Origin of the sequence: Lacrimispora amygdalina (genome assembly GCF_900205965.1) — a bacterium.
In the GTDB taxonomy this organism is placed as follows: Bacteria; Bacillota; Clostridia; order Lachnospirales; family Lachnospiraceae; genus Lacrimispora; species Lacrimispora amygdalina_A.
In genome coordinates this window covers 79,892-100,672 of record NZ_OAOF01000005.1, presented here as the reverse complement: position 1 = coordinate 100,672, position 20,781 = coordinate 79,892, and the positions used below count along the sequence as shown (strand labels likewise).

The following is a 20,781-nucleotide window of genomic DNA, read 5'->3' as shown; positions in this document are numbered from 1 at the left end:
ACCTCCATCCTGTAATCAGGACGAAGGCTGCTCTCATTCTTCGTTATACCACCTAATACCACATACATACATATGCTTTTCTTTAACGCAGAAACTACGTCCTGACCTACTAAAATGTATTCAGCCGGAAACTCCGGAGTGATGTTCGGATCCATCATACTCTCACCAGGTTTCCACCCTCCCCGGCTCTCTGTCAATTTCGTACGGTCCTACTGTCTCCATCAAAGTCTTTCTTCTTATTATAAGGAGGTTAACACCTTATATGTTTACTAATTATAGGGATCAGAAAAAGAAATGTCAAGGTTATTTTTGTTTTCTCCTGTCATGGCTGGCGATTGAACAAACTGTGCAAAAGGAGGGCGTCCCCTCCTTTTTGCACAGTTTTTATAAAAACCGGTCTGCTGCCTCCTGCAGATCATGGAGCACCAGCAGGAATGCCGCCGCGCAGATTGCGCATTGAAAAAGAGTTCCTATGTAACAGAAGCCAAGTGCAGTCAATGCCACACACGCTGCATTTACCCCTAACAGCAGATACCTGGTTTTTTTTCGGAAGTATTCCACCTCTGCCTTGTCCAGTCTTTTATTTTCATTATCTGCAGGACTCTTAAAATAGAGAACTGCATCTGCTATGATAAGCGCCCCCCACCAGAACAGCGGTTGGATTGCAGCTTCAGACAGGAAAAGCAGTATAGCTATGTAACAGCAGGAAAACAGATAACACCCAGATTTACTCCTTGCATGATACCCGCCCGCACTTCTTCTTAACGGGATCAGGATACTGCCTATGACGATTAATTCTGGCACCATCTGAAAACAGACAGCAATGATGAAATATGAAATGCAATGGATTATTTTTAATAAGAAACACTCCAGCCCAAATTTATAGATATCTGCCTCATTTAAGGAGATGATTTCATTGGATACCAGTTTTCTTACAAACGCTTCTTCCACTCTTATCATCTCAATTTTCGCCTTAGAATTTTCTTAATTTCTTAGCTGCATCCGGTACTTCAGGCTGATAGCCGATAAAAAAGCAGGAGCTGTTAACTTCTTTTTTTGCGGAGTTTAATATAACACCTGATGCGATTTTATAAGTTAATTTTTTTAATTCTTGTTTCATAGTATTGCCTTCTTTCTTCTTATTATTTTTATCACTATATGACTGATGTTTACGGATTATACAGTCATGGGAACAGGTACTTAATTTTATACATGAATCACCTTTAAGTCCGGTGATACGCTAAGACGGGCCTCTGTTGCATTCTGGACATCTTCTACCGTGAGGCCAGGAGCGATTTCCTTTAACACTAGTCCTTTATCCGGGACAACATCCATGACAGCCATATCCGTGACAATGGTCTTTACCACATGAACGGCAGTTAAAGGAAGTCTGCATTTCTTCAGGATTTTGGGAGCTCCGTCTTTGTTTACATGCTCCATGGCTAAAATCACCTTTTTCGCCCCGACCACCAGGTCCATGGCACCTCCCATCCCAGGCACTTTTTTCCCAGGAATCATCCAGTTTGCCACATCGCCTTTCTCATCTACCTCCAGTGCCCCCAGAACAGTGACATCTACGTGTCCTCCCCGTATGATGCAAAATGAAAATGAACTGTCAAAAAAGCTGGCGCCTTTTACGGTTGTTACATAATTTCCTCCTGCATCAATGCAGTCCAGATTTTCCGCCTCCTGACCGGCATTGGGACCTACGCCCAGGATACCGTTTTCAGCCTGAAGCATAATATGTATATCATCCGGAATGTAGTTTGCAACCATAGTCGGCATCCCGACTCCAAGATTTACTACATCTCCGTCTTTTAGTTCCTTTGCAATTCTCTTTACAATCAATTCTCTTTTATTCATTTTCACCGGCCCACCTTTACTATGCTATTGATAAAAATTCCGGGAACCGTCACGAAATTCGGATCAATTTCTCCCGCTTTCACGTATTCATCCACTTCAGCAATCACATGGTCTGCGGCTGTGGCCATCACAACATTAAAGTTGCGGGAAGAACCGTTAATTATGAGATTTCCGGCCTCATCAGCTTTTTGTGCCTTAATAAATGCAACATTTGCCTTGAGGGGCATTTCAAGCAGATAGTTCTTCTCACCAATCTCTATCTTCCTCTTACCTTCTTCTACCACTGTGCCTAAACCGACCGGTGTTAAGACACCGCCAAGACCAGCACCGCCCGCCCGTATTTTTTCAGCAAGGGTACCCTGTGGAAATAGCTGTACCCTGGCTTCGCCAGTCATCATGAGTCTTCCTGTTTCCGGATTGGAACCGATGTAAGAGGCAAAAATCCGATTTACACGCCCACTTTTTACCAGCTGGTAGATGGATAATTCCTTTGTACCTGTGTCATTGGAAATAATGGTAAGGTCACGGGCAGTGCTGGTGTTTAAAAGTGCATTTACCAGTTTTTCCGGATGACCGCCTGCGAGAAATCCACCGACCATTATTGAGTCTCCGGACTTGACTATTTTTACCGCCTCTTCAGCTGATAGCAGCTTGCTTTTCATATCTTACTTCCTCCTTTCTTCATTCAGGTAATCGTAGATCACGCTTCCATAGGGTAAGGTGAGATCTGCTACAATATGGGTTCCGCCCTGGCAGGCTCTGACCGGCAGATCTGCTACCGGAGCATTGACATGGGGGATTAAATGTAGTCTTGCAGGCCCTGACCAGGCTTCCTTTAAAAGGATATCTTCCAGATGATACGCCACAAGCTGGGCAATCTTCGGGCTGCCATCCGCATCCGGAATCAGTTTTAAATTGACCTGTGTTTTCCCAAGATTCTGTGCTACTTCTATTTTATCAAGGGGATGGTATTTAAACGGCATGGTTCCCATTGCTACAAGAATGTTGTTGTATGTTAAGGTCCCGGTTAATGTCTCAGTATCTTCCACCCTGAGGCGGGGCTGACCCCACTTCTTTGGAAATCCCCATATCTCACGCCCGGCAAGTATGGCAGGACCGTTATTTAAATACATCTGTGCGGTAAAGTTACAGGCTTCCCCCCGGAATGTACAGGGAATGACAATTCCGCTTTCTTCATAAACCCCAAGCCCGGATGAATCCGGCATACGGATCCATTCATACAGCACACGATTACTTCCATCTGGCTCAAGCGGTTCCGGTACAGCCTTACGGATCAGCCCGGGGTCTGATTCATAACTGACGGTGAAGTATTCCCGGTTTATAAATCGGCATGGGGGACGTCCATAGCTGGCACTTGCGGCGGGCATGGATTGCAGTAAAAGAATCTCTTCTTTCTTCATAAGCATCTTCCTTTCTTTATGAAAAATAATTTAATTACAGGCATTTTCAACCAGCATGGCAATTCCCATACCTCCGCCGATACACAGCGCTGCAATACCAAAGTGGGAGGATCTTCGCACCATCTCATGAACCAGAGTAACGAGTATCCGTGCGCCGCTGGCTCCAAGTGGATGACCGATGGCTATTGCCCCGCCATTCACATTCACCTTTTCCATATCAACACCAAGCTCTCTTGTTACTGCTACTGATTGTGCTGCAAATGCTTCATTTAACTCCAGCAGATCAATATCATGCATGGATAATCCCTGTTTCTTCAAAAGTGTGGAAACTGCCTTTGCCGGGCCAATTCCCATATACGCAGGATCAACTCCTACCAGTGAATAGCCTTTGATATAAGCCATTGGCTTTAGGTTATACTCTCTGCATGCCTCCTCAGATGCGACGAGCATGGCAGCTGCACCGTCACTGATGGGGGAAGCATTTCCGGCCGTAACGGTTCCATCTGATTGAAATACAGTCCTTAATTGTGAAAGCTTTTCCTTTGTAGTATCCAGCCTGACATGTTCATCCGCAGAGAAACAGATTTCTTCCTTTTTCTTTTTGACTGTAATGGGTACAATCTGCTGATCAAAAAGCTTCGCCTTTCCAGCCTCTGCTGCCTTTCTGTGGCTGTTATAGGAAAACTCATCCTGCTCAAGTCTGGATACGTTATATTTTTTTGCCACATTTTCCGCCGTGATTCCCATATGGTAATTATTTATGGTGCAGGTAAGTGCATCCGTAACCAGACTGTCCACCAGTTCTCCGTTTCCAAGCCGGTAGCCGTTTCTTGCATTCCGCAGCAAAAAAGGTGCATTTGTCATGCTCTCCATACCTCCGGCTAATATAAGTCTGTTCTGCTCTGCCAATATCGAATCGCAGGCCAGCGCGACGGTATGTAATCCGGAGCCACAGACAGTGTTCACAGTAGATGCAGGGACTTCCACCGGTATTCCCGCATGGATTGCTGCCTGTCTGGCAGGATTTTGTCCGGAACCCGCCTGAAGTACATTACCCAGATATACGGCATCAAGAAGAGATCCCTCCAGTTTACTCTGGTCAAGACAAGACCGTATAACAGCAGTTCCCAGTTCCGGAGCGCTTAAGGAAGAAAGTGTACCGTTAAAGGAACCAACAGCAGTTCTTACAGGGCTTACCAAAGCTACTTTTTTCATAATTTTTTACTCCTTTCTGTTCCTTATCTTTTTACAGCCACATTTTCCTACTTCTTGTCTTGTTTTTCAACAAAAGTCGCACAAATTACAGTTTTTATGTATAATCTACAAGTTATAATATGTTTCAAACATGAAACAAATAAAAAAATGCATCCTGAACTGGTTTTTAATCAGTCAGGTTGCGTTTTAATTAAAGATGATTTTGCAGGTGAAAATATTGTATTTTTCCTCCAGTACCATACAGCCATTGTATTTCTTAATTACCTGTTCTACATTTAACAGACCGATTCCATGATTTTTCCCTTTCTTTGAAACTGGTTTACCATGATGCCACTTTTCAACAGGCAGGGTACTGTTAGCAATATTAATCACTGTGAAACCATTATATTTATCAAGCCTCATTTTAATAAATCTGTCTTCTGGAACTTCATCACATGCTTCGATTGCATTATCTAAAAGATTCCCGAATATTGTTGTCACTTCAATTGGCTCCATAAAAGCAAGATCAACAATTCCTATCACCAGATTAAATTCAATTTTATGATAGTTGGCAATCTTTTTCTTATCATTTAATATTACATTTAAAATAGGATTATTGGTATAGTCCTCCAATGATAATGGAATCAGCATTTTGCTTATTTCCTGCGCATAATTAAATGCTGTCTGATGTTCTCTTGCCCGATACATAACCTCAACCATATTAAGATGCTTGTTTACATCATGGAGTATTTTTATAGATTCATTATATTTCTCTTTCTGTTCTTCATAAAATTCAAACTGCAGCAATGACTGCTGTTCTAACAGCTTTAATTTAACTTTAAGCTGGTTGTTCTCCTCTACAAATCTTGCCAGATATAAAAAATACAGATCTGCAAACAGGATGCAGCCGATATTAATGAGGATCAGAACATGTCCGGTTTTACTGGTTACTTTGGAAATAACCACTATGATTACAGCAAGGTTTGCCATGCTGAACAATATAATTATTATCTGGATTAAACATTGGGTTCTTGTATACTTTACTGAAATATCCTCACGCCAGAGCTTCGTGATCACCAGATAATAAAAGATCAGGACAACCAGTTTGGAAAATGTGATCTCCATACTTTTTATCATAATCGGGGCAATCCCATGAATCTGAAATTTAAGAAGTACATATTCCAGTATTTCTACACCAATGGCCTCACAGAAAGATAATATCAATATAAGAACCGGTATTTCTAAGAGCCGGTATATTAATTTTCTATTGCTATTATGATACAACGTATGATTTATCACACTTAACAGTATAATCCAGCTTAACAGATTGACCACAGGCAGCTCCAATCCGTTAATCACGACAAGTATGACAAATACTCCTGTCTTTACAATTCGGTAAAGACAGCGGTTATCAAGAAGCCTTTCATTTCTTTCTTCTATAAACTGAAACAGTATAATTGAGTTAATCATACAGGAAACGAAGGTTCCAAATGCAAGTATTATATAATTTTCCATCTGCTCACCTATACATTATTTTGTATGAACTGATTCAGTTTTTTCCTAAAATCAGCTGACTTTTTCTGAGATGCAGGAAGCTTATCCTCATTATTAAGTAAAATTTCATATCCTTTGATATTTTTAATATGTCTTAAATTTACCAGTATGCTTTGATGACAGGATGCAAAATCATATTTTTGCATCTTTTCTGTTAAATTTTTCATTTTTTCAATAAAAAAATATTGTTCATTTTCAAGTTTTATTTTTATTTTACGATTGATATATTCAAAGTAATAAATGTCGTTTACTTCAAAACTCTTTATCCGGCTTTCTAACTCTCCCGCCTCTGTCACTTCTAAAACTTCAAAATTAACAACTTCAATTCTTCCATGCTCTTCCTGAATGTATTGTATGATTTCGCAAAGCTGCCGTTCCACAGTTACCTTTGTAACGGGTTTTTCAAGAAAAGCAAATGCATGTACATAATTAACTGCCTGTCTGCAAAATTGCTTATAACTTGTGGTATAGATAACTTTAACATCTCTGTTCCTCTCCCATAATGTTTTACCTACCTGTATTCCATTAATTCCTGTCAATGCAATATCGAGAAATATCAAATCAAATTTCCCGTTAAAATTAAGGAGCTCTTCTCCAGATTTAAAAATGATTAGTTGAAATGGGATTGATACGGATTTCATATAATTTTTTACAAATTTTGCAATTCTGACTGAATCTTTTCTGCTGTCATCGCAAATAGCAATTAAAAACATGGCTCTCCTCCTTTCCTGAAATGATTACATTCTATATTCATTTTCATTCCATTTCAACCCAACTGCCAAAATTATACATGTTGAGTACTAATATTTGCATTGTACCTTATAATAAAACAAAGAAACAGAGCGGGCACCGAATTCTTTCCTTAATTCGATACCCGCTCTATACGTTTTCATCCACAGGTTAATTCATACCTCTCTTTCGGTTTTTCCTATTACTTCTCTGGATGCTGTTCTATATGAATTTGTGTCCGCTTCCCTGCCTGATCCTTATTGCAATAACAATTATTCTGCATTTTTTCATTCATCTATCTTGCCACAAACTATAGGAATTTGTTCCACTAGTTCGAACCAACCATAGGCATATCAATTGATTGCCGAATCCATCTGTACTGGGAAACGTCTTATCTTTTGCCTGAGCACTTGTCAGCCAACAGGCAATACAGCTGTTTTTGTTGGAATCGACCTCCTTTTGCTCTGTCTTAAAATAATTTTAAAATTCGGGTGTAAGTGTTTATCTTTTGAAGATGATATTATTATAAAACATCGCTCCTTGTTTTGCAAGATTTTTTATAATTATTTTAATTTTTATTTTTCAATTGTGTATTTGTTTTAAATAATTCTGACAATCAATTCAATTAATACACTTTATTTGTTTATTCCATTTTTGTCGACATTGTTATTTTTTTGTCAATGCAATTGTTTTTTTGTAAACTTATGGTATAATGTGCGAAAAGGATTTGTATAAAGGAGATAAACTATGAGCCAGCGCAATTTAACTTTATTAACAGATCTCTATGAATTAACCATGATGCAGGGTTACTTCAAAGAGAAAGATGCCAACGAGACCGTAATCTTCGATGCCTTTTACCGCAGCAATCCTGGCGGAAACGGGTATGCGATCTGCGCTGGACTGGAACAGGTAATTGATTATATAAAAGAGCTTGAGTTCAACCGTGAGGATGTGGACTACTTAAGATGTACAGGGCTGTTTGAAGAAGATTTTCTGGAATACCTGCTTCACTTCCGTTTTTCAGGAGATATTTATGCCATACCGGAAGGAACCGTCATATTTCCCCGAGAGCCACTGGTAAAAGTCATCGCTCCCATCATGGAAGCACAGCTGGTAGAAACTGCTCTTCTCACCATCATTAACCATCAGAGCTTAATTGCCACAAAGACTGCCCGCGTAGTATATGCCGCTGAGGGAGACGGTGTCATGGAATTCGGTCTGCGCCGTGCCCAGGGTCCCGATGCAGGAATCTACGGTGCCCGTGCTGCCATGATCGGAGGCTGTGTGGGAACCTCCAATGTCCTCGCAGGAAAGATGTTTGATGTTCCTGTTAAGGGTACACATGCCCACAGCTGGATCATGAGCTTTCCTGATGAGCTGACGGCGTTCCGCAGCTATGCCAAACTTTATCCAAAAGCTTGTATTCTTCTTGTGGATACGTATGATACCTTAAAATCCGGTGTTCCCAATGCCATTAAAGTATTTCAGGAGATGAAAGAAGCAAATATTCCTCTTACCAGCTATGGAATCCGCTTAGACAGCGGGGATCTTGCCTATCTTTCAAAAAAAGCAAGAAAAATGCTTACGGAAGCAGGCTTTCCGGATGCCATTATTTCTGCCTCCAATGACCTGGACGAAACGCTGATTAACAGCTTAAAAATCCAGGGCGCTGCCATCAACTCCTGGGGAGTTGGAACAAATTTAATAACGTCCAAGGATTGTCCTTCCTTCGGAGGAGTATACAAACTGGCGGCTGTACTGGATCGAAAGACAGGGGAATTCAATCCTAAGATCAAGCTTTCAGAAAATGCAGAAAAGATCACCAATCCCGGCAATAAAGCGATTAAACGGATTTACAGCAGGGAAACCGGCAAGATTATTGCTGATCTGATATGTCTGGAGGGTGAAGTATATGAGGAAAACCGGTCTCTACTTCTGTTTGATCCCATTGAGACCTGGAAGAAAACCCATCTTGCTCCTAACACTTATACCATGAGAGATTTAATGGTTCCGGTATTTAAAAGCGGAACCTGCGTTTATGAGTCTCCGACTGTAATGGAGATTCAGGCATACTGTAAAAAAGAACTGGATACCCTCTGGGATGAATCAAGACGCCTGGTCAATCCACATGAGGTTCACGTTGACTTATCCAGACCTCTTTGGAACATGAAAAACCAGCTTCTGGATAATTACCATTTTCAGGAATCTTAGATTGCCGTTTTCCTGATATTGTTCACATTCTGGTCACAATATTGTTACATGCCGGACAAACTCTCTTCATATTTTGCCGATATACTGAAATCATCAGAAAAAGATGTTGCCAACATACTTTGAGATAAGAATTTTTTTCATAATTGCCGGTATTCCTCGTAAGGGATACCGGCTCCTCCCTTTTTACAGGGATTTTTACATCTGCTTCTTCACGACTGAGTATTCGTCACCATATTTAAAGTGAGGGCAGCTTTGATGTGTATCACTTAAGAAACGCATCATCTCATCCTCGTCTAAATTTATCTCACATTCATAACATTCATACTCTTCATTGAATTGATAATACATACAATATTCACAGCTGCTTTTCTTCGCCATCATAAACCTCCGTTATCTTCCTTTTCCCCGTTTCCATATGAAATCCGGTATTCTCTTTAACAGTTTCAGTATCGTTTCATCAAACAGCCAGGACACAGCCAGAGAAATAAAAAATGTCAGTGCTGTGAGACAGAGAATTTTGGGAATATAATAATTTCTGATCCACGTTCTTTCCACGACCGCAGTGGATAACTGCCCTAATACCAGATAATGAATGAGATATAAAGAATAACTGTGTCTGCTGACAAGTGAAAAAGCGTTTGTTATTCCGGGAAATGAAACATCTGCGTATTGCTCAAAAAACATAAAAATACAAGCCGCCATCGCAATCATCGCAGGGGCCATATCATGAATTCCCGGTGTAAACGAAGGAGTAAAACACTTTTGAAACATCGTCAGGGCAAACCCGGCAAGGCCCGCTGCAGCAAACAGCAGATACCGGCTGTTATGAAATAAGCGTTTTAAGCTATAGCCCAGCACAAAGTAAATCAGCCAGCCTTTAAATATCATATACTGAAACGCTCCTTCCGCTAAAAGGCCAAGAGGCGGCAGATAGACAAGAATGCTCTGTACCACAAGCACCATAACCAGAAAAATCTTTAACTCATGGTCATTCATGGCCCTGAGCATCCGGGCTAAAAAAGGGGCGCACAAATAAAAAGCGAGAATTACATACATAAACCACAAATGGGGAGCCATAGGCGTGGATCCCTTCAGCCAGCCTAAAAACCAGGCTCTTACGTGCGCAAGGACTGAGAGTTTATCCTGTCCAAGATATACCTTATAATAAAAGTAATAGACCCCCGTATAGAATCCAAAAGGGATTACTATCGTACAAAACCGGTTTTTATAAAAAGCCAGAATGTTCTCTGTTCCATGATCCAGCAAAAACAAACCGCTAAGCATAAAATAAATCCCTACAAATGACAAAAGCACAGGCAGGACCGCTGCCGAAAAGAGCCACTGCCTGTTATTAACTGTATCAGCAGGTATAGAGTGTACCATAATAATTGCGATCACCGCAATTACCCGCAGATAATCATACTGTATTTTACGACTCTTTCGTTCCATACCTCACCTTAAACCTCCGTTTTTTTCTATTGCAAAGTATAACATAGAAAATCTCATTTTGACAATTTTTTTATTTTTTCAAAAAAAGTGTAGACAAACAGGAATACCTATGATATTATAATGGAGCTGTCAGAGATGACAGGCAAACGGCCTATTGGTCAAGCGGTCAAGACGCCGCCCTCTCACGGCGGAAACCCGGGTTCGATTCCCGGATAGGTCATATAGCATAAAGACGCGGTACAGACTTCTTTAAGAAAGAAAGTCTGTACCGCGTCTTTATTTCATATCCCATATTTCTTAATTTATGCAAGTGCCTTTCCAAGCTCAATACACTGAGCCGAACCTTCCTCGTCGGGCTCGTTGTTGCAGATCACGCTGTCATGAACGAATACTGCTCCAAGAGATTTTACTGAATCTTCCCAATTTCGCATCCACTCACCATCACCCCAGCCATAAGAGCCGAATAAAGCGATCTTCTTTCCATTCAGTTTCGATTCGCAGCTCTTAAACATCGGTTCAAATTCCCCATCCTCCAGTTCTTCACTTCCCATGGAAGGACAGCCAAAGGAAACAGCATCATATTCATCCATATGATCTGCTCCAAATTCGGAAGCCGTAAATAAAACAGCATCTGCACCGGCAGATTTTGCTCCTTCCAGTACCTTATTTGCCATCGCTTCTGTATTACCTGTTCCGCTCCAATATACAACTGCAACCTTACTCATCTTATCCTGCCTCTTTCTTCCTTTTTATTTGCTTAAGCGGCTACTGTAAGCTGCCAGACAGATTTCCCATTTCTCCAGAGACGCGAATATATGGCTCTGCATTTTTGATATCTGGCAAAGGTTTTCACCGCTTCACATTCATTGCAATAAACTTTCCAACAACCTAGGCACTTACAGTTTTTTCCTGAATTCCTGATGAAACCAATGACATCACCAAGTGGATATCCCAAAAACAATCCGATCTCATGAGGAAAGCCCTCTTCCTCTTCCAGACGGCTTTTCAGCCTGGCCAGTGCAAGATCCACATCCATTGTTTTATACCCATATTTTTTTAAAAATCTGCTTACTCCCGGCCGGTTTAAATCCTTCATTAAATGAGAATTCCGATATACATAAATGAGTGCCTTATTTCCGCGTCTGTATAATTCAATCAGTGAGATTCCCTTCTCTCCCAGCTGCAGGTTTAAATACTCCAGCTGGCGGTTTAGTTCATCTTCCGATGTAAAAGAATGATTAAACAGATTTGCGGTTTTGAGTGAAGCCAGGGTTGGGGAACAATAATCAATTAAATGCCTTTCCAGTAACATATCCATACCTCCATCTTGAAATTTGTTTCCCACTTATCATTAAAAACTGTATCAGCCTGTTTTGTTTGGAAAAATTAGTTAGTTTTAACTAACATCTATATAAATACCATAATTTCCGCTGCCACGCAATACCATTTTTACTTAATGGGAATTTTTCTACTATATGATAGTATTTGCAGAGAGGATCATGTTAGTGTACCAATTTCTGTCATAATTTCTTCATTGATTTCATATTCTTTTTAGATCCTGGTCAAATTTCCTTCACATTTACCATGTAAGATAATATCATAAACATGAAAGATCCCACAGAGTGGTCAGAGCGCTTCATACATATGTTTTTCTAAGTCGGCAGAGTTGCTCTGAAAGGCTTCTTTGCCGGCTCAACCTAAAAATACGAATAAAAATTTGTCAATATTGCATTCCTGAATCCAGGGATTTCATATATATTTTAAAGAGGAAGCTGCAGCCATTAACGTCTGCAGCTTCCTCTTTGCTATAAATATTCTATTTTACAAGATACCCGCCATCTACCGGAATTGTAGTTCCGTTTAAATAATTGGAAGCGGAAGATGCAAGAAAGAGTACCGGTCCCTTTAAATCCTCGGGAGTTCCCCATCTGCCGGCAGGTATTCTTACGGTGCATTCATCTTTTCTGGACTGAGTCATATTGGCACACATCTCAGTATCCATATATCCGGGACAGATACAGTTTATGTTGATTCCCCTTCCTGCACAGTCTACTGCAAGACTCTTGGTCAGCTGGGAAACAGCGCCTTTTGTCGCAGTATAAGCAGGAACGGTCGTGCCTCCAAACCATGTAACCATGGAACCGATGGTGATGATCTTGCCTCCTGTTGACTGGGTAAGCATAACCTTTAACGCTTTCTGAATCATGATAAATACGTGGTTTAAATTAATATCCACTACCAGATCCCACTCTTCCATGGGGAATTCCTCAGGCAGATGTCTTCTTTGAATTCCGGCTGCCGGAATCAGCACATCAAGCTTTCCTTCTAAAAGATCCATGGACTCATCAAAGATCCGGCTTATATCCTCGCGGTCAGCCAGATTCCCCGTTACACCGTAGGCTTCATAGCCTTTATCCTGATAATCCTTTACCACCTGATTCAGTTTTTCTTCCTGTACATCAATCAGCACTACTTTACAGCCCGCTTCCAAAAGACCTTCTGCCATGCCTCTGGATAACCCCTGAGCACCTCCTGTTACAATACAATGCTTTCCTGTTACATCAAATTTGCTGGATATCATATCTGTTCCTCCCTGCTAATCAAATAATATTACGGTCTTTTTTACTGCCGGATCCGGATTTTCCATATTCTTAAATACCTTTTCTATTTCACTGAATTTTACAAAGGTCGTGGCAAGGCCTTCTAACTGGTATTTCCCCTCTGCCATATTCTTTGCTACAGGCTGAAACTGATAGGCACTCATTCTGCTTCCTATAATATCAAGTTCCCGCTTGTTAATATCCGCCTGACTGAAACTTTCCGGTTTATCTGAAAATCCCATGGGAATCACTCTGCCTGCGTTGCATACAATTCCAGGCTCTAAAAGGAGCGTGAGACTTCCCGGGAAACAGGCGGAATCAAATGCAGCTGTACAACCGTGTCCGCAGGTAATCTGAGATATTCTATCGGCAATGTTTTCTGTTTTGCTGTTAATGGTCTCATCTGCTCCAAAGGTTTTTGCCCGTTTTAAAGACTCGTCGTCAATATCACAGCAGATCACCTTTGCACCGATCACCTTACATGCCTGAAGAATAATCGTTCCAATGGTTCCGGTTCCAAGGATAAATACCGTATCATCAGGCTGAATTCTGCCCCGTTTGGTGCAGTGGGCACCAATAGCAATTGGCTCAATTAAGGCAGCGTCTTTCCACGGAATGGAATCTTCAATTTTATATACATCATCTTCAGGTGCTGTAAAATACTCTCTCCATCCTCCGTCAGTACCGCTTCCTCTCACCAGCACATGCTCGCACACCTCTTCTCTTCCATGGGTGCACTGAAAGCATTGGCCGCAAGTGATGATTAAGTCTACTACTACGTGGTCACCCACTTTGACATTTGTAACATTTTTCCCTGTTTTTGCCACAATTCCGGCATTTTCATGACCAGGTACCAGAGGATACGTGGAGCAGGGATTCTCTCCTCTGTAGATATGTAAATCGCTCCCACATACACCGGCTGATTTCATCTGGATTAATACTTCATTGTCTCCCGGTTCCGGTATGGGAATTTCACGTATCTCATAGTGAAACGGACTGGTAATTACACAAGACTTCATTGTTGTTTCCTCCATGTTTCTTCTTTTATTAATTAAGGGGTCTGAAGTGCGCCATCCCTGCGCCTGGTCTGAGTCCAGGTGACAACGGTACTTTCGCATGGATATTTTGCGGCTTCTTTTTCATTGATATCAACTCCAAGACCTGGCCTGTCATTGGCATACACATAACCGTTACTAAATTCCGGAAGTCCGGGAAATACCTCTAAAAGCGCTCCTCTCGGACCTTTTAAATCCTGAATAACAAAATTAGGCGGTTCGATTCCCGACCACTCCTGTACCCCGAAATTCGGTGCGGAAAGATCTAAATGTATATTGGCTGCATGGGCAATGGGCGACATGTCTCCAGGTCCGTGCCATGCCGTTCTTACACCATACTGCTCTGCAAAAATCTGAAGCTTTCTGGCCGGAGTGATGCCCCCGATCTGACTTAAATGAACCCGGATAAAGTCAATCAGGTGTTCCGCAATGATCTGCTTCCATTCCACAGCATTATTAAACAGTTCTCCCTCTGCAATGGGGATACTTGTCTGCTCCCGCAAATTTCTAAGCCAGGGAAGCTGTTCAATGGGAACCGGATCCTCAAGGAAAAATAAGTCATAAGGTTCCAGTGCTTTTGCCAGCTTAATGGAATCTACCGGAGCAATCCGTTCATGTACATCGTGAACAAGATTCATGTCATATCCGATCCGGTTTCTGATGTCCTCAAAAAGTTTGACCGTATTCTGGATATATTCCCTGGAATCGAGATACACACCGCTCAATGCGCCTTTTGGAGCTGTAGCCGGAACGGTTCCATAGCTTTCTCCGCCATAACCTCCGCACTGGCACCGGATATTGGTAATACCCATTTCCTTATAACGCAGAATATTTTCACAAACTTCCTCTGCATCTTTTCCGTCTGCATGGCGGTAAACAGGTATTCCCTCCCTGCATTTTCCGCCAAACAGCTGGTACACCGGCATTCCTGCCATTTTGCCTTTAATATCCCATAATGCCATATCCACCCCTGAAATTGCATTATTTTCAATTGGTCCGTTTCTCCAATATCCGTTCTGGTGCATGAGCTGCCAGATATCTTCGATCCGGTCCACCTCTCTGCCTGTGAGAAGGGGCTTTAAATATTCCTCCACTACCGTCTTTACAGCCAGATGGCGGTAGGCAAATGTCGCACAGCCAAGCCCGTACAGTCCCGGCTGGTTGGTTATCACCTTTACAACCACCAGATTAATTCCTTCCGGTGCCGTTAGTATTACCTGAATATCACTGATTTTTGTATCCATCTTGTCCTCCAGTTTCCAGCTCTCGGGCCTTTTCTCTTGATTCTTCGTAGAAATGACAGGCTGCAAAGTGCCCTGGTTCCACTTCTTTTAAATCCGGTTTCTGGGTTTTACAGATATCTCTGCATAAAAAGCACCTGGGTGCGAATCTGCAGCCTTCTCCCGGATTAATGGGACTTGGCACATCGCCGGTCAGTACAATCCTGTTTGTTCTTTCTTTAAAATTAATTTTAGGAACTGCTGACAGCAAAGCAATGGTATAGGGGTGAAGCGCATTGGAAAAAATCTCATCTGTCTGTGCCATCTCTATGATCTGTCCTAAATACATCACTGCCACTTTCTGTGAGATATGCCTTACCACGCTTAAATCATGAGAAATAAACAGGAAGGATAAATTCATCTTTTTCTGCAGATCAATAAGAAGATTAATGATTGTCGCCTGAATTGACACATCCAGGGAGGAAACCGGTTCATCACAAACGATAAATTCCGGTCCTAAGGATAATGCTCTGGCAATCCCAACCAGCTGCCGCTTTCCTCCATCCAGCTCATGGGGATATTTATCCAGTACGTATTTTTCCAGTCCGCATAGCTCAATGATCTCTTTAATCCGTTCCCGCCGTTCATTTCCTGAACAGAGATTATGGATCCGGTAGGACTCCTCCATAATACTTTGAATTGTTTTTTTGGGATTTAATGATGAATAAGGATCCTGAAAAATAATCTGGATTTTCTTTCTATAATCCATGCTTTCATTTCCCTTAGAATCAAGTACACTGCTGCCCTTATAAAGAACCTCTCCATCTGTTGCTTTATGAAGCCTCATAATTACATTTCCTACTGTGGATTTTCCGCAGCCGGATTCCCCCACCAGACCCAGAGTTTCTCCGGGCATAACAGAAAAACTGACACCGTCAACCGCATGAAGGATTCCTTTGTTTTTTACTTTAAAATGTTTCTTTAAATTCCGGACTTCTATGACCGGAAGATTCTGCTTCTCCATTAGTTTGCTTCCTCCCTTATAAAGCAGGCCACCAGATGATCCGTTCCATATTCCTGCAGCGGCGGAACTTCCTTCCTGCAGCGGTCTGCACAGGAGGTACAGCGTGGATGGAATTTACAGCCTGAAGGCAATGAGCAGGCATTGGCTACATTTCCAGGAATAAAAGCCAGACGGTTTCTTGGGCCGTTCAGGTTTGGAATCGCGCCTAAAAGTCCTTTTGTATACCAGTGCTTTGGATTGGTGAAGACTTCCTCCACCGTACCGTATTCGATGATGGTTCCCGCATAAATGACCGCAACCTTCTGGCAGAGCTCCGCGATAATTCCCAAATTGTGGGTGATCATTAACAGGGAGCTGGAGCGCTTCCTCTGAAGCTCTTTCATCAGTTCTAAAATCTGTGCCTGAATGGTCACATCAAGAGCTGTGGTAGGTTCATCGGCAATTAAAAGTTCTGGATTGCAGGCAAGAGCTGCTGCAATTCCCACTCTCTGCCTCATACCTCCGGAAAATTGATGGGGGAAATCCTCTAAGCGGTATTTTGCAATGCCCACCAGTTCTAAAAGTTCCTGTGCTCTTTTTGCAGCGTCCCTTTTACTTAGTTTTTCATGTTTTCTGATTACCATGGAGATCTGTTCTCCAACGGTAAATAAAGGGTTTAATGAGCTTAAGGGGTTTTGGAATATCATGGATATTTTATTTCCCCTCATCTCCTCTAAGCTTTTGTTATTCATTTCCAGAATCGATTTTCCATCATAAAGTATGGAACCTCCGGTTATATTGCCCACTTCTTTTGGAAGAAGCTTTAAGGCGGATAAGGCAATGGTTGTTTTACCAGCACCTGTCTCTCCTACAAGTCCCAGTGCTTCTCCACGCTCAATGGTTAAATTAATCCCGTTAAGCGCCTTTGCGGTCGCCCGCCCGGTTTTATATTCTACATGCAAATCTTTTATTTCCAACAATGGTGCCATGTTGTCGCCTCCAGCCTTAATCTTTGTTTTTGGGATCCAGAATGTCACGTACTCCGTCACCAAGGAAGTTAAATGCCAGTACAATGATCATTAACGTCACTCCTGGAACCACTACCGTCCAGGGGGCAGTGGCGATATATTCTCTGCCATCTGCAATCATGGAGCCAAGAGACGGATTAGGAAGGGGAACTCCCATACCCAGAAAGCTTAAATTCGCCTCTGTCAGAATGACAAATCCGATCTGCTGGCTCATTAAGATAATGAGCGGAGTCAGTACACAGGGTAGAATCTGGGTTAAAAGTATCCTTGCATTGGAAGCACCAAGCACTCTTGATGCATGGATAAATTCGCTGTTGCGGATTCCCATTACGCTTCCCCGCACCACCCTGGTATAAGAAGTCCAGCCCACAATGGCAAGTACCAGTAATAGATTCGGTACGCTGTTGCCGAAAATTGCCATTACGGTAATTGCCAGAACCATAGTGGGTATGGATAGCTGTATATCACAGATACGCATGATAACGTTATCAATGGTGCCTCCGAAATATCCGGCTATTGCTCCCAGGGCAGTTCCGATTAACGCAGGAATCAGCACTCCTGCTGCTGCAATTAATAAAGAGATACGGCAGCCGGTAACCAGCCTCGTAAAAATATCCTGACCAAGGGCGTCTGTACCCAGTATGTATCCGTTAATTCCATTTGCAAGGAATTCCGGGGAGATCAGACGCTTGTGTAAATCCGACTGAATGGGATCATGAACCACAAACAGTGGAGAAGAAAAAGCAGCAAGAGCTACAAAAACTGCTATAATCAGCCCGATGACAAAGAACTTCGACTTTTTCATTCTGCGAAGCAATTCACTTTTTTTCATGTTGTCTCCTCCCTAATTCAGGCTCATGCGCGGATCAACCGCCACATAAATAATATCCACCAGAATATTAATGATTACGAACAGGGAAGCCGTCACAAGCAGAATTGACTGAATCAGGGGAAAATCCCTCATGTTAATGGCTTTTACAGTCAGACTTCCAAGTCCGGGCCAGCCAAATACCTGTTCCACAATTATCGCTCCGGCAAGAAGCTGTCCGATCTGCATTCCGATGATGGTAATGGTGGGTAGCAGAGCATTTTTTAAGGCATATCTTGTATATATCTTAAAATTACCGATTCCTCTTGCCTTCGTCGCTGTGATGTAATCCTCTTCCAAAACCTCATACATTCCGGAGCGAAGCATTCTTGTGACTAAAGCAGCAAGGGGCAGCCCAAGGGTGAGTGCTGGAAGTATGAGATTTTGGAAGGAACCGTACCCCTGTGTGGGAAGCAATCCCATAAATACACCGAAAAACAGGATGAAAAGCAATCCCAGCCATACCTGAGACATGGACATTCCCAAAAGTGCGAATACCATGGATAAAAAATCAACTGCTGACCCCTTCTTAATTCCCGATATGATTCCCATGGGAAAGCTGACTAAGATGGACACAACCACTGCAGCAAAGGTCAGTAACCCTGTTGCCGGAAGACGTCCGAATATCAATTCCCCGCAAGAACGGTTAAAAAAAATAGATGTACCCAGATTTCCGTGGAGAACATCTCCTATATAGATGATGTATTGCTGAATAAGCGGTTTATTCAGTCCCATTTTGGCTTCTACGGCTGCAATCTGCTCCGCTGTGGCATTATCCGGCAGCATGAGAGCTGCCGGATTGCCCGGGGCGAGACGCATAAGGCCAAAGGCTACAATGGATACGCCAAAAAGCACGATAACCGCTGACAGCAGTCTTTTTACCATAAACTGCATGAAATTCTGCATTTCATTACCCCCTGGTTATAGATTAGTTTTTCATAACTCTCGAAAGATCGATAATGGTGTCGTTGTAAAGTTTGACTCCGCTCAGCTTATTGGAATAAGCATTGATGGTATCCAGATTAATGAAGTAGCACATACGGCCTCCGTCTTCCATCATCAGTGAAAACGCCTGCTTTAACAGTTCATCCTGCTTGTTTGTATCAATGGTCTGTCTGGCCTCTGTTAACAGAGAGGTGATCTCAGGATTTTCAAGCTGGGTATTGCAGGAATCGGACAGCCAGTGTGTAATCATATGCCTCCATGGAGATCCGTTGTTGTAAAATACATTGGAGAATGCAATATCGTAATCTCCGGCAGAACGCTTGGTTACAAACGTTGCGCCTTCCATGATCTCCAGTTTTACATTAAATCCTGCTTCTGTCATCATGGACATTACCGCCTGAAGCACCTCTTTTGTACGTGGTACTTTTCCATCGATAGCCATGAAGTAGATTTCCTCTCCCTTGTAGCTGCTGTCTTTTAAAAGTTTCTTTGCAAGCTCCGGATCATACTGGTTGTACTTACTTTCCAGATCCTTATCATATCCCGTAACGCCTTCCATTACAGGCCAGTAAGCGGGAGAACCGGAACCAAGAATGCTCTCCACAATCAGCTTTCTGTCAATGGCATGAGTCAGGGCAAGGCGCACATTTTTATCTGCAAACGGTTTCCCCTGCCCGCACTGAAGCGCCATCCAGCTGATGGTAGTGCCTGGCTTGGAATCCACTGTGACGCCATCTGTTCCGGAAAGGACATCCACCTGATCCGGGGGTATGTTGGAGATCAAATCGAATTCACCGGTTCTCATACTGGATACACGGGTGGTATCTTCCGATATCGGCTTATAAATGATCTTATCCACATTGGATTTTTGATCGCCCCAATCCCAGTAATCATCGTTTCTTACGAATACGGCTTCATTGCCCGGATCCCAGCTGACAAATTTCCATGGACCTGTACCAGGGCTTGTCTTAAACAGATCCTCTCCCTGCTCTGCCAGAGCCTTTGCCGGAAGCATAGGCATATAGGTAAGCTGGTTGAGCATATCGCCAATTGGCTTCTTACAGTGTACAACAGCCGTATATTCGTCTGCGGCTTCCACTGATTCAATATCAGACCAGAGGAAGTTCATATTCAAGGTATTGTTAAGCGCACCTCGTTCCAGAGTTGCCTTTACACAATCCGCATTAAAATCTTCTCCGTTATGGAATTTGACTCCCTGCCTTAATTTGAAAGTCCAGTCCAGACCGTCATCGGATACGCTCCATTCTGTAGCAAGACCTGGTTCATAATTACCCGCGTGGTCCGTACGCACCAGCATATCGTAAATCAGAAGCTGAATGCTGTAAAACGGAACAACAGGCTGTCCCATGGGATCCCATGTGTAAACATCCTCAGACATGGAATACGTTACAACATTTTCTCCGCCTGCTTTTTTGCCATTGGAGGTTTCTGTACTGCCTGCTGCGTTCATTCCCGGAGTACTGCTTTTTGTTCCTCCCCCGCAGCCTGACAGCGTGCCGGCCCCTAAGACAGCCGCCAGGAGACAACAAATAATTCTTTTTCTCATAATGTTCGTTCCCTTTCTCCATACAATTTCACACCAACCGAGCTCGTTGCTGTATCGTGAGTATAGCTTACATG

General features: G+C 42.5%; 21 protein-coding genes and 1 tRNA gene. 2 read left to right on the top strand and 20 right to left on the bottom strand.

Annotated features, from left to right (window positions below; translation table 11 throughout):
• Positions 1-384: 384 nt before the first annotated feature.
• From CRO04_RS08855 to CRO04_RS08820, 8 genes are all read right to left on the bottom strand, one after another.
• Positions 385-960, bottom strand: a complete 576-nt coding sequence (locus CRO04_RS08855; RefSeq protein ID WP_097003886.1) for an accessory gene regulator B family protein — start codon at positions 958-960, stop codon at positions 385-387.
• A 13-nt stretch (positions 961-973) separates the two neighbouring features.
• Complete coding sequence (locus tag CRO04_RS08850) at positions 974-1,120, bottom strand: cyclic lactone autoinducer peptide (protein WP_097003885.1); 147 nt, start codon at positions 1,118-1,120, stop codon at positions 974-976.
• Between the two features lie 86 nt (positions 1,121-1,206).
• Entirely contained in the window at positions 1,207-1,863 is a 657-nt protein-coding gene (locus CRO04_RS08845; protein ID WP_097003884.1) for a 3-oxoacid CoA-transferase subunit B, read from the bottom strand.
• 2 nt (positions 1,864-1,865) lie between these two features.
• Complete coding sequence (locus CRO04_RS08840; protein ID WP_097003883.1) at positions 1,866-2,525, bottom strand: CoA transferase subunit A; 660 nt, start codon at positions 2,523-2,525, stop codon at positions 1,866-1,868.
• Positions 2,526-2,528: 3 nt separating this feature from the next.
• The gene (locus CRO04_RS08835) at positions 2,529-3,284 is read right to left on the bottom strand and encodes an acetoacetate decarboxylase (RefSeq protein WP_097003882.1); all 756 of its coding nucleotides are present in this window, start codon (positions 3,282-3,284) and stop codon (positions 2,529-2,531) included.
• Between the two features lie 30 nt (positions 3,285-3,314).
• Positions 3,315-4,499, bottom strand: coding sequence for an acetyl-CoA C-acetyltransferase (locus CRO04_RS08830; RefSeq protein ID WP_097003881.1), 1,185 nt, complete (start codon positions 4,497-4,499; stop codon positions 3,315-3,317).
• A gap of 186 nt (positions 4,500-4,685) precedes the next feature.
• Positions 4,686-5,993, bottom strand: a complete 1,308-nt coding sequence (locus CRO04_RS08825; protein WP_097003880.1) for an ATP-binding protein — start codon at positions 5,991-5,993, stop codon at positions 4,686-4,688.
• A gap of 8 nt (positions 5,994-6,001) precedes the next feature.
• The gene (locus tag CRO04_RS08820) at positions 6,002-6,745 is read right to left on the bottom strand and encodes a LytR/AlgR family response regulator transcription factor (RefSeq protein ID WP_097003879.1); all 744 of its coding nucleotides are present in this window, start codon (positions 6,743-6,745) and stop codon (positions 6,002-6,004) included.
• A 763-nt stretch (positions 6,746-7,508) separates the two neighbouring features.
• On the opposite strand from CRO04_RS08820, the gene CRO04_RS08815 reads away from it, so the two are divergent.
• Positions 7,509-8,972 carry a nicotinate phosphoribosyltransferase gene (locus CRO04_RS08815; RefSeq protein ID WP_097003878.1) on the top strand — a complete coding sequence of 488 codons (1,464 nt, stop codon included), beginning with the start codon at positions 7,509-7,511 and terminating at the stop codon, positions 8,970-8,972.
• Positions 8,973-9,167: 195 nt separating this feature from the next.
• Here CRO04_RS08815 and CRO04_RS08810 read toward each other — a convergent pair whose 3' ends face one another.
• Both CRO04_RS08810 and CRO04_RS08805 read right to left on the bottom strand, forming a co-directional pair.
• A complete protein-coding gene (locus tag CRO04_RS08810) occupies positions 9,168-9,353 on the bottom strand; it encodes a DUF6472 family protein (protein WP_330400807.1) in 186 nt (61 codons plus the stop codon).
• Between the two features lie 9 nt (positions 9,354-9,362).
• Positions 9,363-10,421 carry an acyltransferase gene (locus CRO04_RS08805; protein WP_097003876.1) on the bottom strand — a complete coding sequence of 353 codons (1,059 nt, stop codon included), beginning with the start codon at positions 10,419-10,421 and terminating at the stop codon, positions 9,363-9,365.
• A 148-nt stretch (positions 10,422-10,569) separates the two neighbouring features.
• On the opposite strand from CRO04_RS08805, the gene CRO04_RS08800 reads away from it, so the two are divergent.
• Positions 10,570-10,641: transfer RNA gene (locus tag CRO04_RS08800), tRNA-Glu, on the top strand.
• Positions 10,642-10,723: 82 nt separating this feature from the next.
• Here CRO04_RS08800 and CRO04_RS08795 read toward each other — a convergent pair.
• The 10 genes from CRO04_RS08795 to CRO04_RS08750 all read right to left on the bottom strand — a co-directional run bounded on the left by CRO04_RS08795 (position 10,724) and on the right by CRO04_RS08750 (position 20,707).
• Positions 10,724-11,146: a flavodoxin gene (locus tag CRO04_RS08795; protein WP_097003875.1), complete on the bottom strand. Its 423-nt coding sequence runs from the start codon at positions 11,144-11,146 to the stop codon at positions 10,724-10,726.
• A 32-nt stretch (positions 11,147-11,178) separates the two neighbouring features.
• Complete coding sequence (locus CRO04_RS08790) at positions 11,179-11,733, bottom strand: DUF3793 family protein (RefSeq protein ID WP_097003874.1); 555 nt, start codon at positions 11,731-11,733, stop codon at positions 11,179-11,181.
• A 504-nt stretch (positions 11,734-12,237) separates the two neighbouring features.
• Positions 12,238-13,002, bottom strand: coding sequence for an SDR family NAD(P)-dependent oxidoreductase (locus CRO04_RS08785; protein WP_097003873.1), 765 nt, complete (start codon positions 13,000-13,002; stop codon positions 12,238-12,240).
• Positions 13,003-13,017: 15 nt separating this feature from the next.
• Positions 13,018-14,040, bottom strand: coding sequence for an alcohol dehydrogenase catalytic domain-containing protein (locus CRO04_RS08780; protein WP_330400806.1), 1,023 nt, complete (start codon positions 14,038-14,040; stop codon positions 13,018-13,020).
• A 32-nt stretch (positions 14,041-14,072) separates the two neighbouring features.
• A complete protein-coding gene (locus tag CRO04_RS08775; protein ID WP_097003871.1) occupies positions 14,073-15,320 on the bottom strand; it encodes an enolase C-terminal domain-like protein in 1,248 nt (415 codons plus the stop codon).
• Entirely contained in the window at positions 15,301-16,320 is a 1,020-nt protein-coding gene (locus tag CRO04_RS08770; RefSeq protein ID WP_097003870.1) for an ABC transporter ATP-binding protein, read from the bottom strand. The genes CRO04_RS08775 and CRO04_RS08770 overlap by 20 nt, the downstream gene beginning before the upstream one ends.
• Complete coding sequence (locus CRO04_RS08765; RefSeq protein ID WP_097003869.1) at positions 16,320-17,288, bottom strand: ABC transporter ATP-binding protein; 969 nt, start codon at positions 17,286-17,288, stop codon at positions 16,320-16,322. The genes CRO04_RS08770 and CRO04_RS08765 overlap by 1 nt, the downstream gene beginning before the upstream one ends.
• A gap of 16 nt (positions 17,289-17,304) precedes the next feature.
• Positions 17,305-18,159, bottom strand: coding sequence for an ABC transporter permease (locus CRO04_RS08760; RefSeq protein ID WP_097003868.1), 855 nt, complete (start codon positions 18,157-18,159; stop codon positions 17,305-17,307).
• A gap of 12 nt (positions 18,160-18,171) precedes the next feature.
• A complete protein-coding gene (locus tag CRO04_RS08755) occupies positions 18,172-19,101 on the bottom strand; it encodes an ABC transporter permease (RefSeq protein ID WP_097003867.1) in 930 nt (309 codons plus the stop codon).
• A gap of 22 nt (positions 19,102-19,123) precedes the next feature.
• Complete coding sequence (locus CRO04_RS08750) at positions 19,124-20,707, bottom strand: ABC transporter substrate-binding protein (protein WP_166432508.1); 1,584 nt, start codon at positions 20,705-20,707, stop codon at positions 19,124-19,126.
• Between the last annotated feature and the right edge of the window lie 74 nt (positions 20,708-20,781).